General features: G+C 68.7%; 12 protein-coding genes. 7 read left to right on the top strand and 5 right to left on the bottom strand.

Annotated elements, in window-relative coordinates; all coding sequences use genetic code 11:
• Nucleotides 1–16 precede the first annotated feature (16 nt).
• From AC5JJ2_RS12705 to AC5JJ2_RS12685, 5 genes are all read left to right on the top strand, one after another.
• On the top strand, nucleotides 17–1,909 hold the full coding sequence (locus AC5JJ2_RS12705) for a serine/threonine-protein kinase (RefSeq protein ID WP_495858363.1): 1,893 nt from the start codon (nucleotides 17–19) through the stop codon (nucleotides 1,907–1,909).
• Nucleotides 1,910–1,939: 30 nt separating this feature from the next.
• A complete protein-coding gene (locus AC5JJ2_RS12700; protein ID WP_495858362.1) occupies nucleotides 1,940–2,236 on the top strand; it encodes a hypothetical protein in 297 nt (98 codons plus the stop codon).
• Nucleotides 2,237–2,309: 73 nt separating this feature from the next.
• Entirely contained in the window at nucleotides 2,310–4,571 is a 2,262-nt protein-coding gene (locus AC5JJ2_RS12695) for a carbon starvation CstA family protein (RefSeq protein WP_495858361.1), read from the top strand.
• A gap of 121 nt (nucleotides 4,572–4,692) precedes the next feature.
• Nucleotides 4,693–5,148, top strand: coding sequence for a transthyretin-like family protein (locus tag AC5JJ2_RS12690; protein ID WP_495858360.1), 456 nt, complete (start codon nucleotides 4,693–4,695; stop codon nucleotides 5,146–5,148).
• A gap of 54 nt (nucleotides 5,149–5,202) precedes the next feature.
• Complete coding sequence (locus AC5JJ2_RS12685; RefSeq protein ID WP_495858359.1) at nucleotides 5,203–6,237, top strand: DUF1559 domain-containing protein; 1,035 nt, start codon at nucleotides 5,203–5,205, stop codon at nucleotides 6,235–6,237.
• 42 nt (nucleotides 6,238–6,279) lie between these two features.
• Here the strand turns inward: AC5JJ2_RS12685 and AC5JJ2_RS12680 are convergent, their stop codons facing one another.
• Nucleotides 6,280–7,167 carry a tetratricopeptide repeat protein gene (locus AC5JJ2_RS12680; protein ID WP_495858358.1) on the bottom strand — a complete coding sequence of 296 codons (888 nt, stop codon included), beginning with the start codon at nucleotides 7,165–7,167 and terminating at the stop codon, nucleotides 6,280–6,282.
• A 75-nt stretch (nucleotides 7,168–7,242) separates the two neighbouring features.
• Between AC5JJ2_RS12680 and AC5JJ2_RS12675 the strand changes: the two genes are divergently transcribed.
• Nucleotides 7,243–7,806, top strand: coding sequence for a Uma2 family endonuclease (locus AC5JJ2_RS12675; RefSeq protein ID WP_495858357.1), 564 nt, complete (start codon nucleotides 7,243–7,245; stop codon nucleotides 7,804–7,806).
• Between the two features lie 58 nt (nucleotides 7,807–7,864).
• On the opposite strand, the gene AC5JJ2_RS12670 is transcribed toward AC5JJ2_RS12675, so the two are convergent.
• Entirely contained in the window at nucleotides 7,865–8,344 is a 480-nt protein-coding gene (locus tag AC5JJ2_RS12670) for an ACT domain-containing protein (protein ID WP_495858356.1), read from the bottom strand.
• A gap of 131 nt (nucleotides 8,345–8,475) precedes the next feature.
• Between AC5JJ2_RS12670 and AC5JJ2_RS12665 the strand changes: the two genes are divergently transcribed.
• The gene (locus AC5JJ2_RS12665; RefSeq protein ID WP_495858355.1) at nucleotides 8,476–11,067 is read left to right on the top strand and encodes an amidohydrolase family protein; all 2,592 of its coding nucleotides are present in this window, start codon (nucleotides 8,476–8,478) and stop codon (nucleotides 11,065–11,067) included.
• Nucleotides 11,068–11,071: 4 nt separating this feature from the next.
• Here the strand turns inward: AC5JJ2_RS12665 and AC5JJ2_RS12660 are convergent, their stop codons facing one another.
• The 3 genes from AC5JJ2_RS12660 to AC5JJ2_RS12650 are packed head-to-tail and all read right to left on the bottom strand — an operon-like array spanning nucleotide 11,072 to nucleotide 14,203.
• On the bottom strand, nucleotides 11,072–11,686 hold the full coding sequence (locus tag AC5JJ2_RS12660) for an RES family NAD+ phosphorylase (RefSeq protein ID WP_495858354.1): 615 nt from the start codon (nucleotides 11,684–11,686) through the stop codon (nucleotides 11,072–11,074).
• On the bottom strand, nucleotides 11,683–11,904 hold the full coding sequence (locus AC5JJ2_RS12655) for an antitoxin Xre/MbcA/ParS toxin-binding domain-containing protein (RefSeq protein WP_495858353.1): 222 nt from the start codon (nucleotides 11,902–11,904) through the stop codon (nucleotides 11,683–11,685). Before AC5JJ2_RS12655 ends, AC5JJ2_RS12660 begins: the two co-directional genes overlap by 4 nt.
• Nucleotides 11,905–11,962: 58 nt before the next feature.
• Entirely contained in the window at nucleotides 11,963–14,203 is a 2,241-nt protein-coding gene (locus AC5JJ2_RS12650) for a penicillin acylase family protein (RefSeq protein ID WP_495858352.1), read from the bottom strand.
• Between the last annotated feature and the right edge of the window lie 99 nt (nucleotides 14,204–14,302).

Raw genomic sequence — 14,302 nt, 5'->3', positions numbered from 1 at the left:
CCACCCTGAGGCTCTCATGGCGGAATCCTTGACCTGTCCGCGGTGCCACCACCCCGTCCTGGACCACACGCCGAGCGGCGTTTGCCTCTCCTGCGGGTCCGCCCTCCGAATCCCCCCGGACACCCCGAAGGCCCAAGACACCCCGGCCGTCCCGACCGCCCACCCGGTCGAGTCGGACCTCGCGAACACGCGGATCGAGTCCACCCTCTGCCAGGGGGTGGCCTACCGGAACGTCGCCTTCGTCACCCCGACCATCCCGAACTACACCGACCTGGAACTCATCGGCCGCGGCGGGATGGGCGTCGTCTACCGGGCCGTGCAACGGCCGACGGACCGGCCCGTCGCGCTCAAGGTGATGCTCACCCTCTCCCCGGACGGCCAACTCCGGGACCGGTTCGCCAACGAGGTCCGAGCGCTGGCGAAGGTTCGGCACGCCGGCATCGTGCCGATCTACGAGGTCGGGGAGTGCGCCCTCGGCCCGTACTACACGATGGAGTACGTCCCCGGCGCGAACCTCGCCGAGCGGATCCGGGCCGGCAACCTGGACCCCGCCGAGGCGGCGCGGATCGTCGCGGCGGCCGCGGACAGTGTCCACGCGGCGCACCAAGAGGGGATCGTCCACCGCGACCTGAAGCCGTCCAACATTCTGATCGACCGCGACGGGACCGTGAAGGTCGCGGACTTTGGCCTCGCCAAGCACGCCGACGGCCTCGACCTCACCGAGAAGGGGATGGTCGTCGGCACGCCGAGCTACATGTCGCCGGAACAGGCGGAGGGCGACCCGGCGAAGGTGACGAAGCTGGCGGACGTGTACTGCCTGGGCAGCACCCTGCACCACGCGGTCACCGGCCACGCCCCGCCCAAGAAGCCGCGGGCGACGCCGCCGCGGACCCGCCGGGGGCCGTGCCCGGTCCTCGACGCGATCATCCGGAAGAGTACGGCCCACGACCCGGCCGAGCGGTACCCGTCGGCGGCCGCCCTCGCGGCCGACCTGCGGAACTGGCAGGCGGGCGAGCCGACGGCCGCCCGGCCGTTGACCCGCGGGCAGGCGGTCGGGCGGTTCCTCCGCCGCAACCGCGCGGCCGTCGCGGCGGCCGCCCTGCTCCCGTTCCTGGTCGCGGCCGTGGCCGTTGCCGCGTGGCCGTCCGACGCGGAGCGGGAACTGGCGGCCGAACTCGACCGGCGGGGGAAGGTCAGCCTGCTGGACGAGACCGGGCGGCCGAAGTTCCACGAGTGGCGGTCCGGCCCGGTCCCGTTGGAACCCGCCGGCGACGGCGTGCTGACGTTCCAGACGCAGGACCAGAGCGACCTCGTCCTCCTCCGCGACCCGGTCCACACCCGGTTCCGCCTGACGGCCGAGCTCCGGCAACACCGGTCGCCGGATCACTACGGACACGTCGGCCTGTTCGTCGGCGGGTCTGCCGTGACCCTGCCCGGCGTCGCGGGAGCGACCCGTTGGCAAGGCGTCCAGTTTTCCGAGCACCTCACGCCGTTGGAGCGGAAACGGCCGGACCTGGCCCCGAGGCACGGGTTCAACTTTTTCGACAACCTGACGTTCCGCCGCAACGGCGACCTCGTCGCCCCGAACATGTCGATCAAGGCCCCGTACCCGGACGGGCTGTTGAAGAACCCGCGGTTCGAGTGGCGGACGATCGTGATCGACGCGACCCCGTCCGGCCTTCGCTTCTTCTGGAAGCAACCGGCCGGCGAGTTGGCCCTCGTCGCCGAGATGAGCGACGCCGACCTGAACGAATCGATCCGCTTCCACAACTTGGCCGAAGGGCCGTTGTACTGGCCCGGCGAGACGCTCACGGCCCCGGCGTGGACGCCCCGCGGCGCGGTCGGCGTGTATGCGTACCATGCGATCGTGTCGGTCCGGAACGTGACCCTCGAACCGCTCCCGGACTGAGTTCCCTTCCCCCACCCCGAGCGAGATCTCATGCCCCAGGTCAACATCGGCTACCCGCCGAGTAACGAGAGGATCACGGATTCTTCGTTTTCCGTGGACGGGTCGCTAACGCCCGGCCCAGGCGAGGGGGAGACGGTCCGGGTGACCGTCACCTTCACCCTCACGTCCTCCACCGGCGGCCCGGCCCCGGCGTCGCAATACACGGACACCGACCAGGACACCTGGACGATCATGTTCGACAACGTCAACAACGGCACGTACACGATCGCCGCGGCCGCCTCCGGCTACCTGACGGGCAGCTCGACGAACGTGACCGTGGACGCCTAGCCGCCCGGTTGCCATTCCGCCGCGGCCCGTATCTTGACGAGGGACGAAATCCCTCCCTCGTCGGCGACCCCCCATGCCGCTGCTCGCGCTCTCCCTCTACCACCACGACGACGCCGGCCGGCTGGTGCTGCACGCCATGCCGGTCATGCTCGGCGTCCTCGTCGTGCTGGCCGTCGCGTACCGGTACTACTCGGCGTTCCTGGCCGCGAAGGTCGCGGCCCTGGATGACTCCCGCGAGACGCCGGCGCACCGGCTGAACGACGGCCAGAACTACCACCCGACGAACAAGTGGGTGGCGTTCGGCCACCACTTCGCGGCCATCAGCGGGGCCGGGCCGCTCATCGGGCCGGTGCTGGCCATCCAGTACGGGTACATGCCGGGGCTGTTGTGGCTGGTCATCGGCGTCTGCCTGGCCGGGGCGGTGCAGGACATGCTCGTGCTGGCCGCGAGCGTCCGGCGGGACGGCAAGAGCCTGGCCGAGATCGCCCGCCACGAGCTGGGCAAGCCGGCCGCCGTGATCGCGTCGCTGGCGATCCTGTTCATCGTGGTGATCGCGCTCGCCGGGCTGGGGTTCGTGGTGGTGAAGGCCCTCGGCGGCGAGGAGGTGAAGCTGCCGGCGGGGATGCAAGTAATCGTGCCGGCGGGTCAGAAAGTTTCCAGCAGTTGGAATCAAGACACGCCGGGCAAGAACTGGGTTTTCAGTTTCCCGGCAGGTTCTGCCGTTCGTTACTCTCCGGGGGAACCAATCAGCCCAAGATCGGAGCAAATGCACATTCGCGTTCCCGGAATGCGTTTGGCACACAAGCCCCTTCACCCCGAGAAAGCAAACTGGGCTGAGGGAGGCGGTCCTCTCGCGAACGATTTGGAATTTTCAAGCTACGAGTACGTCGAGGAGACGGTTTGGACCTTGCCCGCCGGTTGCACGCAGGTCATCCCCGGCTCGTCGTGGGGCACGTTCACCATCGCCTGCACGATCCCGATCGCGCTGTTCACCGGCCTCTGGATGTACCGCGTCCGCAAGGGCCGCGTCGTCGAGGCGTCGCTCATCGGCGGCGGGCTGACGCTGTTCGCCGTCGTCGCCGGCGGGTGGGTTCCCGGCTCCGCGATCGAACCGGTCTTCTCGCTGTCGCGGGACTCGACCATCCTCGCGCTCGTCGTCTACGGGTTCGTCGCCGCGGTCCTCCCGGTGTGGCTCTTGCTCGGCCCGCGGGACTACCTGAGCAGCTTCCTGAAGATCGGCACGGTGATCCTGCTCGTCGTTAGCGTCGTGATCGCGAACCCGCCGCTGCGCGCCCCGATGCTCAACGAGGTGTTCCTGAACGGCGGGCCGACCTTCCCCGGCAGCATCTTCCCGTTCGTGTTCATCTGCGTCATGTGCGGGGCGGTTAGCGGGTTCCACGCCCTCGTGTCGTCCGGCACGACGCCGAAGATGGTCGAGAAGGAGTCGCACGTCCGCACCATCGGCTACGGGGCGATGCTCATCGAAGGGTTGGTCGGCGTCGTCGCGCTGATCGCGGCCGCGAGCCTGCCGAACGACCTGTACTACGACATCAACATCGCCATCGACCGGACGCAGGAGTACCAGAAGCAGGTCGCGGAGATTCAAGAGAAGTACGGCCGGGACAAGATGCTCGCGGTCGGCGGGAACCTGCAGCACCTGGACCTCGGCACGGTCGAGCAGAAGGTCGGCGGCGAGTCATTGCGGGGGCGGACCGGCGGGGCGGTGACGCTGGCCGTCGGCATGTCCGTCATCTTCGAGGACGCCTTCCGGTGGCTCGGCGTCGCGGGCGACTCGGTGCTGAAGTACTGGTACCACTTCGCGATCATGTTCGAGGCGCTGTTCATCCTGACGACGATCGACGCCGGGACGCGGATCGGGCGGTTCCTGTTGCAGGAGACGCTCGGCCGCGTCGAGCCGCGGTTCGCCCGGCCGGACTGGCTGCCGGGGTCGATCCTCGCGAGCGCCGTCATCACCGGCGGGTGGGGGTGGCTCATCTGGTTCGGCAGCATCGAGACCATCTGGCCGATGTTCGGCATCGCGAACCAGCTGCTCGCGGCCCTGGCCCTGGCGCTCGTGACGACGTGGCTGGTGAACAGCGGCCGCGGCCGGTATGCGTTCATCACCGTACTCCCGATGCTGTGGGTCTGCACGACGACGCTGTCCGCCGCCGGGATCATGGTGACGCAGCGGTTCCCGGCGATGATCCGCGGCGGCCGGGAGGTGGCCGGCTACCTGAACCTGGGACTGACGGTCTTCGTGGTCTGCTCCGTCGGGGCGCTGTTGCTGATGGCCGCGGCGAAGTGGGCGAGCGTTCTGCTCAAGCGTCGGGGCTGACCCCGGCCCATTCCCCTCCGCGGGCGAGCTTCACGGAAGATTCATCGACCGTTCGCGTCAGGCACATCTGTCGAGCTAATTGATAAGTCGTCACTCTTTTATTCGACTCGCAAGGTGTTCCATGCCCCGCTCCGTCGGCCGCGTGCTGGTCGGGTTGGTCGTCGTTTGCCTCGCCGGCTGCGGCGGCGACGCCCGCGTTCAGAAGACCCATGCCGTGAAGGGCCGCGTGCTGCTCGACGGGAAGCCGTTCAAGGGGGCGTTCGTCGCGCTCATCCCGAAGGACGCGAGCAAGTTCGTGATGAACGAGCGGCCGCAGGCGACGACGGACGGGGACGGGAACTTCGTCCTCTCGACCTACGCCACCGGGGACGGCGCGCCGGCCGGGGACTACTGGGTGGGCATCGACTCCCCGAACGCCCCGGCCGAGGACGACGGCAGCGACCAGGCCGTGCGGAAGAAGAAGGGCGCGCCGTCGATCCCGGCGAAGTACAACACCGCCCAGAAGTCCGGGCTGGAAGTCACCGTCCCGGCCGGCGGGACCGAGTTGAAGCCGTTCGAGCTGACTTCGGGCAAGTAGCCCCCTACGTCGTCCTCTCTTTTCGTTCCGTTCCTTCATCCGTGGAGTGTCGTCATGCGTTCCCGTCGTTCGGGATTTACCCTCATCGAGCTGCTGGTGGTGATCGCGATCATCGCGATCTTGATCGGCCTGCTCCTGCCCGCCGTTCAGAAGGTCCGGGAGGCCGCGGCCCGGATGACCTGCTCGAACAACCTGAAGCAGGTCGGCCTCGCCGCCCACAACTACGAGAGCGCCTACCAGTTCTTCCCGCCGGCGCGGGTGGACACGCAGTGCGGCGTGCTGGCCCCGGAGGTCGGGGTGACGACGCCGAACGTGTCGCACGGGTTCTTCACGTTCATCCTGCCGTACATGGAACAGGAGAACGTGTTCCGCCTGTACAACCTGAACGTCACCTGGTCCGACGCGGCGCAGCAGCCGGCCACGGCGAACGTCATCAAGACGTTCATCTGCCCGTCCAGCCCGCTGGCGGACAAGTTCGATCCGGGCAACTTCACGACGCCGACCCGCCGGGTGGCGGTCACGGACTACGCGGTGGTCAACGGCGTCAACCGCCGGCTGTTCACCGGCGTGTTCGCCCCGCCGAACAACCTCGTCGACCCGATCCCCGGCGTCGCCGCCACGGCCGGCTCGACCGACGCCCTCCAGTACAGCGGCGCGCTGCTGCCGATCGGCGCGATCTCGTCGTTCTCCACCGGCTGCTCGCCGGCGTTCTTCAACCAGAAGTCGTTCGTCAAGATGACCGGCATCACGGACGGGCTGTCGAACACCGTGCTGGTGAACGAGGACGCGGCCCGGCCGGTCCGGTACGTGCGGAACGCGGCCCAGGCCGGCGTGTACACGAGCGGGTCCGGGTGGTCCGACCCGGACAACGAGTACTGGGTGGACGGGTTCACGACCGACGGGCTGACGACCGGCGGGCCGTGCTGGACGAACTGCAACAACAACAACGAGGCGTACAGCTTCCACACCGGCGGGAACATGTGCCTGTTCGGCGACGGCAGCGTCCGGTTCCTCCGCGACACGCTAACCGTTCGGACGTTCTCGCAGATGGTCAGCAAGTCGCAAGGGGAAGTCGTCAGCGAGAACTGACCCGTACCCCGTTCCCCGGCCGAGTCTCTTCGGCCGGGGTCATTATCCGCGCGGCTTCAAGCACTCGACCACCTCGCCGACCTTCGGCTTCGCCGGGTGCGCCTTCCACGCCTTGCGGATGGCGTTCGCGGCTGTCTGCCCCTTCGCGGCGATGGCGACCCGTTGCACGCCCGCCGGCGGGGCCGCGTCGTGGTCGTGGGCCACGTGCGGCCGCCCCTCGCTGCACGCCTTGCACAGCATCCGGACGGAGTGCGTCCAGTTCTCGGCGTACCCGTCGCGTGCCACCGCCAGGTCGGTCAGCTCGATCATCAGCTCGTCCGAATAGTCCATCTCGATTTCGACCCGGTACGTGCCGTACACGCTGGGTTTGAGCAGGTCGAGGGCGTTGAACACGGGGACTTCCTCCCCCTTGTACTGGCGATAGCCGACCGGCGCGCCGTCGTTCAGCACCACGTCCTGCCAGGCGTGGTACGACTCCGGGAACGGGATGTTGCGAATCTCCATCCGGGCCGGGCACAGGCGGTCGGCCCACACGACTTCGACGTTGTCGCCGTCCGGGTTCAGCCGGACGGGGCCGAAGCCACACGGGAAGTCGAGCGGCCCGTCGCCGGCCGGCAGTTCGATGCCGAACCCCTTCCACGCGGCCCGCGCCGTCGGCCAGTCGCCGAGGGCGGTCGCGGCGATGCCGAGGTTCCACCACGCGGCCTCGTCTTTCGGGTTCAGCGTCACGGCCTTCCGGTTCCAGTCGCGGGATTCCTCCCAGCGGTTCTGGTACTTGTAGACGAGGCCGAGGTTGTACGACGGCGAACCCCACTTCGGCGCGAGGGCGGCGGCCTGCTCGTACAGCTCGACGGCCGCCTGCCAGTTCCCGGCCTCGCGGCAGACGTTGCCCCGCTCGTTGAAGGCAATGGCGTCGGATTTCTTGGACATCGGACGGCCCCCGGCGAAGTTCGGCTGGTTGGCGGGACGGCGACAGTTTACCATGCGGGTCTGACGAGGGGTGACATGAGTACCACCGCCGCGACGCGATTGATGACGGCCGACGAGTTCCTCCGCGCCCACGGCGACGAGTCCGGCGTGGAGTTAGTCCGGGGCCGCCTCGTGAGGTCTCCCATGCCCGGCGCGTTGCACGGTCAAGTGTGCGTGAAGGCGACGCTGATCTTCGGGAACTTCATCGAGGCCAACGGCCTCGGCCGGCTGATGAGCCACGACACGTTCGTCCGCACCCGGACGGACCCGGACACGTTCCTCGGGGCCGACCATTGCTTCATTAGCTACGAAACGTTACCGGCTGACCGTCCCACGCCGGTCGGCCCCCTCGTCCCGCCGCTGGAACTCGTGATCGAAGTCCGGTCCCCCTCGAACAGCATCGCGGACCTGACGGAAAAGGCGGCGGACTACATCCGTGCGGGCGTGCGGGTTGTCGTCGTCCTCGACCCGCAGACGGAATCGGCGGCCGTGTTCCGCGCGGACGAGCTGCCGCAGCGATTCCACAACGGGGACGAGCTGGCACTGCCGGACGTGTTGCCGGGGTTCGCCGTGCCCGTCCGGAAATTCTTCGGCCGATAATGCGAAACCGCCGGACGAGCCGGCGGCGATGGAGAGAAGCGCCACCTCGGACTGCGGCTCAGACCTTCACGCCGTTGGCGGCCTTCCGCACCGGGGAGGCGTGGGCGTCGCTGGTGCCGAGTTCCGCCAGGATCGTCGCGGCCTTGTTCCCGTCCGCGGCCGTGTCGAACGTCACGTACCCGACGAACCGCCCTTGCAGCACGCTCATCACGAGGCCGTGCAGGTTGATGCCGGCCATCTCCCACGCCTGCGTCAGCTTGCCGCTGAGGCCGGCCCGGTCGTCGCCCTCGACGCGGAAGACGAACGGCTCGGGAACCTCGTGCAGCCCGGCCGCCTTCGCCGCCTTGAGTTCGTTCGACCCGGTGAGCGGGGCGACGTACAACTCGCCGATGCCCGCCTTCGACGCGGACCGCTGGCTGTACACGTACTCCAGGTGCGCCCCCGCCTCGGCGAGCGTCTTCAGCTTCGCCGCGATGCCGCCCGGCTTGTCGTCCACCTCGGCGTGGTAGACGTGGACGCGTTGCATCTTGAAGCTCATGATTGAGTCCCTCCGGTTACGAGTTTGTCGAGTCAGCGACGGACGTGAACTAGGCGCATCTTAACCCTGGTCGCGGGGAAAGCAACCGCTTAACCTGCTGGAACCGCGTCCTTTTTCCCGGAAGGTTCGACATGTTCCGTCTGACAATTTTCTTCTCGTTTCTGCTCACGCAGCTCAGCCCCGCGGCCGACCCGCCGACGGCCTTCCGCAACGCCACGATCCACACCGCCGCGGGCGAGCCGATCATCGGCGGCACGCTCGTCGTTCGCGGCGAAAAGATCGTCGCCGTCGGGAAGGACGTGGACGTGCCGGCCGACGCGAAGGTGATCGACCTCAAGGGCGCGGTCGTCATTCCGGGCATCGTGGACACGCACTCGCACGTCGGCATCTACCCGAAGCCGAGCGTCCCGGCGCACTCCGACGGCAACGAGATGAGCGGCCCGGTGCAGACGGCCGGTCGCGCGATCGACGCCATCGACCCGAACGACCCCGGCGTCCGCATGGCACTCGCGGGCGGCATCACGACGGCGAACGTCATGCCCGGCAGCGGCAACGTCATCGGCGGGCAGACGCTGTACGTGAAGTTCCGCGGCAGCACCGTCGAGCAGATGCGGGTCACCGGCAAGCGGGCCGACGGCGTCGAGGTGGTCGGCGGGCTGAAGATGGCCAACGGCGAGAACCCGAAGGGGTACGGCCGCCGCGGGCAAGCCCCGTTCACGCGGATGAAGATCGCGGCGCTGCAGCGAGAGCAGTTCGTGAAGGCGAAGGAGTACGCGGAGAAGCTGAAGGGCGAGAAGAAGCCGGACCGCGACCTGGGCCTGGAACCGCTCGTCGAGGTGCTGGAGAAGCGGCGGACGGTCCACTTCCACTGCCACCGGGCGGACGACCTGATGACGGCCGTGAGGATCGCGGAGGAGTTCGGCTTCGAGCTGGTGCTGCAACACGCGACCGAGGGCTACCGCGTCGCGGAGGAGCTGGCAAAGCGGAAGATTCCGGTGTCGCTGACGCTCGTGGACAGCCCCGGCGGGAAGGCCGAGACGATGGGCCTGCTGGAAGAGAACGCGGCGATCCTGGACAAGGCCGGCGTGCCGGTGTGCGTGAACACGGACGACTTCATCACCGAGTCGCGGTTCATCCTGGCGACCGGGGCGCTGGCCGTCCGCGGCGGGCTGAGCGAGGCGGCCGCGCTGCGGACGTTGACGATCACCCCGGCGAAGGTGATGCACCTCGACCACCGCGTCGGGTCGCTGGAGCCGGGCAAGGACGCGGACTTCGTGGTCCTCGGCGGCAGCCCGTTCAGCGTCTATACGAAGGTGCAGGAGACGTGGATCGAGGGGAAGAAGGTGTTCGACGCCGCCGACGCGAAGGACCGCCCCTACCGCGACGGCGGGTTGTGGTTGCCGAACGCAGAACAAACCCCGACAGTCCGATTAGCGGAGCGGCCAACGGCCGCGAAGCGCGCTCCCGCCATTAAGCCCGCCACTCCGGCGAACGCCAAGAAGATGGTCGTCGTGGCGGACCGCGTTCACACCGGAGCGGGCGAGGTCGTTTCCCCCGGCGAAGTCGAAATCGAGAACGGCCGGATCACCGCAATTCGCGAGGCAAAGCTCGGGCGGGCGTTTCCGGACGATGTTGCAATCCTTTCCGCGACTGACGTGACGCCCGGCCTCATCGACGCGCACACCACGTCTGGCGTCAGCGGGGCGTGGAACATCTCGGCCGACCAGGACCAGGACGAGCCGAGCGACCCGAACCAGGCCGACATCCGCGTCCTCGACGGGTTCAACCCGACCGAACCACTGCTGGAGTTCCTGCGGGCGAACGGCGTCACGGTCGTCCACGCCACGCCCGGCCGGGCCGCGGTGATCGCCGGGCAGGGCGGCGTGTTCCGCACCACTGGCCGGACGGCCGAGAGTGCGGCCTTGAAGTCGGTGTCCGGGATTCTCGTGAACCTCGGCGAGTCGCCGAAGGAGGCGTTCAAGGACAAGGGGCCGAAGACCCGCATGGGCGTCGCGGCCCTGGTTCGCAAGGCGTTCGCCGAGGCCCAGGGCTACAAGCAGAAAAAGCCGACGGCGGCTTCGCCGAAACTGGAAGCCCTGCTCCCGGCGCTGGTCGGTAAGGTTCCCGTCTACTTCGCCGCGCACCGCTCGGACGACATCCTCACGGCCCTCCGCATCGCCGACGAGTTCGGCCTGAAGCCGGTCCTCGTCCTCGCGACGGACGCCTTCCTGGTCGCCGACGAGCTGGCGAAACGCAAAGTGCCGGTGATCGTCCACCCGACGACGCAGCGGCCCGGCGGGTCGATGGAGACGCGGCACACGCTGCTGGCGAACGCGGCCTACCTGAAGTCGAAGGGCGTCCCGGTCACGATCTGCACGAGCTTCGAGGGGTACGTGCCGAAGCAGCGGAACCTGCGGCACGAGGCGGCGGTGGCGGCCGCGAACGGCCTCGGCCACGCCGGGGCGCTGCGGGCCGTCACGCTCGACGCGGCGAAGCTGCTCGGCATCGACAAGGACCACGGCAGCCTGGAGGTCGGCAAGGTGGCGGACCTCGTGCTGTACGACGGCGACCCGTTCGAGCACGCCACGCACGTCACGCACACGGTCATGGGCGGCAAGGTCGTCTACGACCGCGGCGAGTACCTGAAGCTGCCGTTCGAGCGCCGCATCCTGCCGATCCTCGGCGGCGGCAGCGGCGTCGGGTGCTGCCTGGGCGTGTGGTGACGGATCAAGGAATTTGAACCGTCGTTCCGGCGGGGTCGGTGTACGAAACGAAACTCGGTTTCTTTAGCCGGTTGGGGAAGAGGACAAGGTTCCGCTTCGTTGGAACTTTGGCCGAGAACGTCAGGAGGCCCTCGAACGTCTTGGCCGCGTGAATCTCGTGTGCGAGTCGGTGCGTCGGCACGTTCGACCAGTGCGGCCGGGTCAACGCCGGCACGGGCGGCAGCCGAAGCCCGTACCCCCGCCAGTCGCCGGTGAGTTCTTGCACCGAGGTGTCGAGCTTCACGAGTTCGGGTGGCGAAGTCACGTCCGCGACGGCCCCCACGCTCACGGTCATCGGCAGGAAGGACCAGCCCACGGCGAGCGGGTTCGGAACGAAGGAGTGCCCAGGGATCGGTGACCCGAGCAGCGCCCCGACCTCAAACTGAGCCACCAGCAGGTCTTCGGTGAGGTAGAGCACTTCCATCCCCGGGTGCGTGGTTGTTCCCGCGTTGAACCGGCCCGGCGTTGTATTCGTGTGCGTCGTGCCGAGCGGATTCGGCAGGTGGCGGACTTGAACGGCCCGCCACCACGTACCGGAAATCGAGATGGGTGTGAGCGAGCCGACGCCCGCGAGGTTCACGACAGAACCCCGTACTTGTACGCGAGGACGATTTCCCGGACGCGGTCTTCCTGGTCCGTGTCGAGCAACTCGCGCGGCGATTGCCCGCCGAGCGCGGCGTTCGGAGAATCCAACCACAGGTCGTGGTTCGGGACGACCTCCGCGACGAGCGGCAACAACGGCCCCTGATCGGCGGCGGCCTTGTTCGCGGGTCGGGTCGGCCGAACGGTGACGGACATGGGGTTCTCCTTTCCGTTTAAATTACCGCGCGCGTTCCGCGGGCGAAAGTGCAGTCGTTCACCCATCCGGTCGCAGCCGCAAGCTCGTCACAGCCGTGCGAATCACCTCGTCCGCGCCCCACGGGATCGGGATCGAACCGCCGGCCTGCCACAGCTCGAACAGGTCGGCGAAGTTCGCCGAGCACGGGTTGCCGCTCTGCCCGCCGGCGAGGGCGAATCGCGAGTTCGACCAGTTCGACACGTCGAACACGGCCCGCAGGTTCGGGACGTTCTGCGTGAACCCGAGCGGGTCGAGCGGGTGGGCCGCGGCCTGGAAGACGGTGTTGCCGTCGCCGCCGACCGGGACGGGGCCGGCGTTGAACACGCGGCCGAGCCAGTGGTCCTTGAACAGCGGGTGTTCGAGCCGCAGTTGCCGGAGGTCGCCCCACTGCCAGAACGCCGGGCCGGGGCCGTGCGTCGTCCGCAGCTTCCGCACGACGGCCGTGAGCGCGGCGTGCAGTTCGTCCGCCAACTCCTCGGCGTTCGACTGCAACAGCTTGACCAGATGCCCGACGCGGCGGTCGCCGAACAGGCTGTTGGTAAACGGGCCGAGGTCGAGGCCGCCGCCGAGCGCCGCCCGCCACGCGGTCGGGGCCTTCGCCTTCGCCACCCGCTCGCACATCTCGGCGAGGAGTAACTCGAACACGGCCGCCGCCGGGGAGGTCGCGGAAACGTGGCCGTCCCAGTCGCGGAGCAGGCTCAACCCCAACTCGGCGTCCGGGTTGTCGCTCGGCACGGCCAGGACGATCTCGCGGACCAGTTCCCACGGCTTCGACCGCTGGTTCCGCTGCAACTCGCCGCACACCGTCACGTCCCAGTTCGACCGCTTCGTCAGCTCCTCGCGGATGACCTCCGCGCGGTACGGGTCCACGTAATCGACGCCGAACTTCGCGTTCGCGTCGGTCCGGTCGTTGGCCGTGGCGAGGAACCCGGCGTCCGGGTAGACGGCGAACGGCATCTCGTGGAACGGGACCAGCCCGTCCCACCCGCCGACCTCCGCGGGCAGCGGGAGCGTGCCGTTGCCGACCTTCCGCTTCGGGAGCTGGCCGACGAGCTGGTACCCGATGAGGCCGGTCTCGTCCGCGTACAGCACGTTCAGCGGCATCGTCGGCCACGCGGCGAACGCCTCCCGGAACTGCTCGAAGTTCTTGGCCCGCGGCGCGTCGAAGAACCCCCGCACGGGTAGCGGGTCGAGCCACACGGCCCGCATTGTAATCAGCTCGTCGGCCGACCCCGCGACCGCGGGACCGTGCGGCGTGACGACGACTTCCTCCACCTCGTCCGGCCCGTCGGCCACGCGGATGACTTCCCGAACTTTCGGGAACTGATCGCTCGGCTTCACCAGGAACAGGTCGGTGTTGTCGGTCAGCCCGGCCGTCACGCCCCAGCACGCGAACCCGTTGTGCGCGATGGAGAAGATCGGCGTTCCTACGAGCGTCGCCCCGGCGACGGCCCACGCCGGCGTGTTGACGTGCGCCAGGTACCACGGGTTCGGCAGCGTCGGGGCGAGGTGCGGGTCGTTCGCCAGGATCGGCTTGCCGGTCGCCGTCCGCGTCCCGGCCAGGACCCAGTTGTTCGACCCCCCGCCGCGGCCGAAGTGCCGGGTGAAGTGCAACAAGTCTTCCGCCAGCACGTCCGCCGGGCCGCGCTTCGTGTCGCGGACGAACGCCGATGCGTCGCCGACGGGATCGAGTTCCCGTACCGCTTTCGAGCCGTCGGCCCGCAGAATCTGAAGCCGGGCGAGTTCCACGTCCCAGTTCGACGGCAGCAGGAACGCCTGGAACTTCGCGAGCGCCAGCACGTCGGCCGGCTCCCACGGCGTCGGCGTCGCCTTTAGGAAGTGGAACTCGTGCGGCGGCCGCGGCTCCAGTCCGCGGGCGGCGTTGATCCCCGCGACGAACGCCGTCATCGCGTCGCGAACGTCGGCGTCGAGGGCCGGCAGCTGCGCGTCCGCGGCCCGGCGGAACCCGATGCGGCGGCTCACCCGGTCGAGCGGCAGCGCGACCTTCCCCACCAGTTCGCTCATCGTCCCGCGGGCGGCCCGCAGGTGCGATTCGAGCTGGAACCCACGGTCTTGCCCTTGCACGAATCCGACGCCGAAGTAGGCGTCGTGGTCGTTCTCGGCCTCGATCGTCGGCACGCCGAACTTGTCCCGGCGGATCGTGAGGTCGGCCCGCAGGCCGGGGACGCGGTGCTCGCCGGAGGCGGTCGGGCGGCGGCTCCCGAGCAAGAGCCGCATCAACAGTCGGGGCCACGTCATGTTTCGCTGTTACCCTGGCGGCGGTGTCGATTCCGGTTTATGAACCGGCTCGCGGGCGCACCACATTCTGCCTAAGAATTTGAGTAACCGACCGCCCGC

It is taken from the genome of Limnoglobus sp., from assembly GCF_059499385.1.
Note: the sequence above shows the minus strand (reverse complement) of the source record. Positions and strands in the feature narration are given on the sequence as shown.

Excerpts from the sequence above, each read along its gene's own strand:
- AC5JJ2_RS12705 (WP_495858363.1), top strand. The coding sequence starts at position 17 with ATGGCGGAATCCTTGACCTGTCCGCGGTGCCACCACCCCGTCCTGGAC.
- AC5JJ2_RS12700 (WP_495858362.1), top strand. The coding sequence starts at position 1,940 with ATGCCCCAGGTCAACATCGGCTACCCGCCGAGTAACGAGAGGATCACG.
- AC5JJ2_RS12695 (WP_495858361.1), top strand. The coding sequence starts at position 2,310 with ATGCCGCTGCTCGCGCTCTCCCTCTACCACCACGACGACGCCGGCCGG.
- AC5JJ2_RS12690 (WP_495858360.1), top strand. The coding sequence starts at position 4,693 with ATGCCCCGCTCCGTCGGCCGCGTGCTGGTCGGGTTGGTCGTCGTTTGC.
- AC5JJ2_RS12685 (WP_495858359.1), top strand. The coding sequence starts at position 5,203 with ATGCGTTCCCGTCGTTCGGGATTTACCCTCATCGAGCTGCTGGTGGTG.
- AC5JJ2_RS12680 (WP_495858358.1), bottom strand. The coding sequence starts at position 7,167 with ATGTCCAAGAAATCCGACGCCATTGCCTTCAACGAGCGGGGCAACGTC.
- AC5JJ2_RS12675 (WP_495858357.1), top strand. The coding sequence starts at position 7,243 with ATGAGTACCACCGCCGCGACGCGATTGATGACGGCCGACGAGTTCCTC.
- AC5JJ2_RS12670 (WP_495858356.1), bottom strand. The coding sequence starts at position 8,344 with ATGAGCTTCAAGATGCAACGCGTCCACGTCTACCACGCCGAGGTGGAC.
- AC5JJ2_RS12665 (WP_495858355.1), top strand. The coding sequence starts at position 8,476 with ATGTTCCGTCTGACAATTTTCTTCTCGTTTCTGCTCACGCAGCTCAGC.
- AC5JJ2_RS12655 (WP_495858353.1), bottom strand. The coding sequence starts at position 11,904 with ATGTCCGTCACCGTTCGGCCGACCCGACCCGCGAACAAGGCCGCCGCC.
- AC5JJ2_RS12650 (WP_495858352.1), bottom strand. The coding sequence starts at position 14,203 with ATGACGTGGCCCCGACTGTTGATGCGGCTCTTGCTCGGGAGCCGCCGC.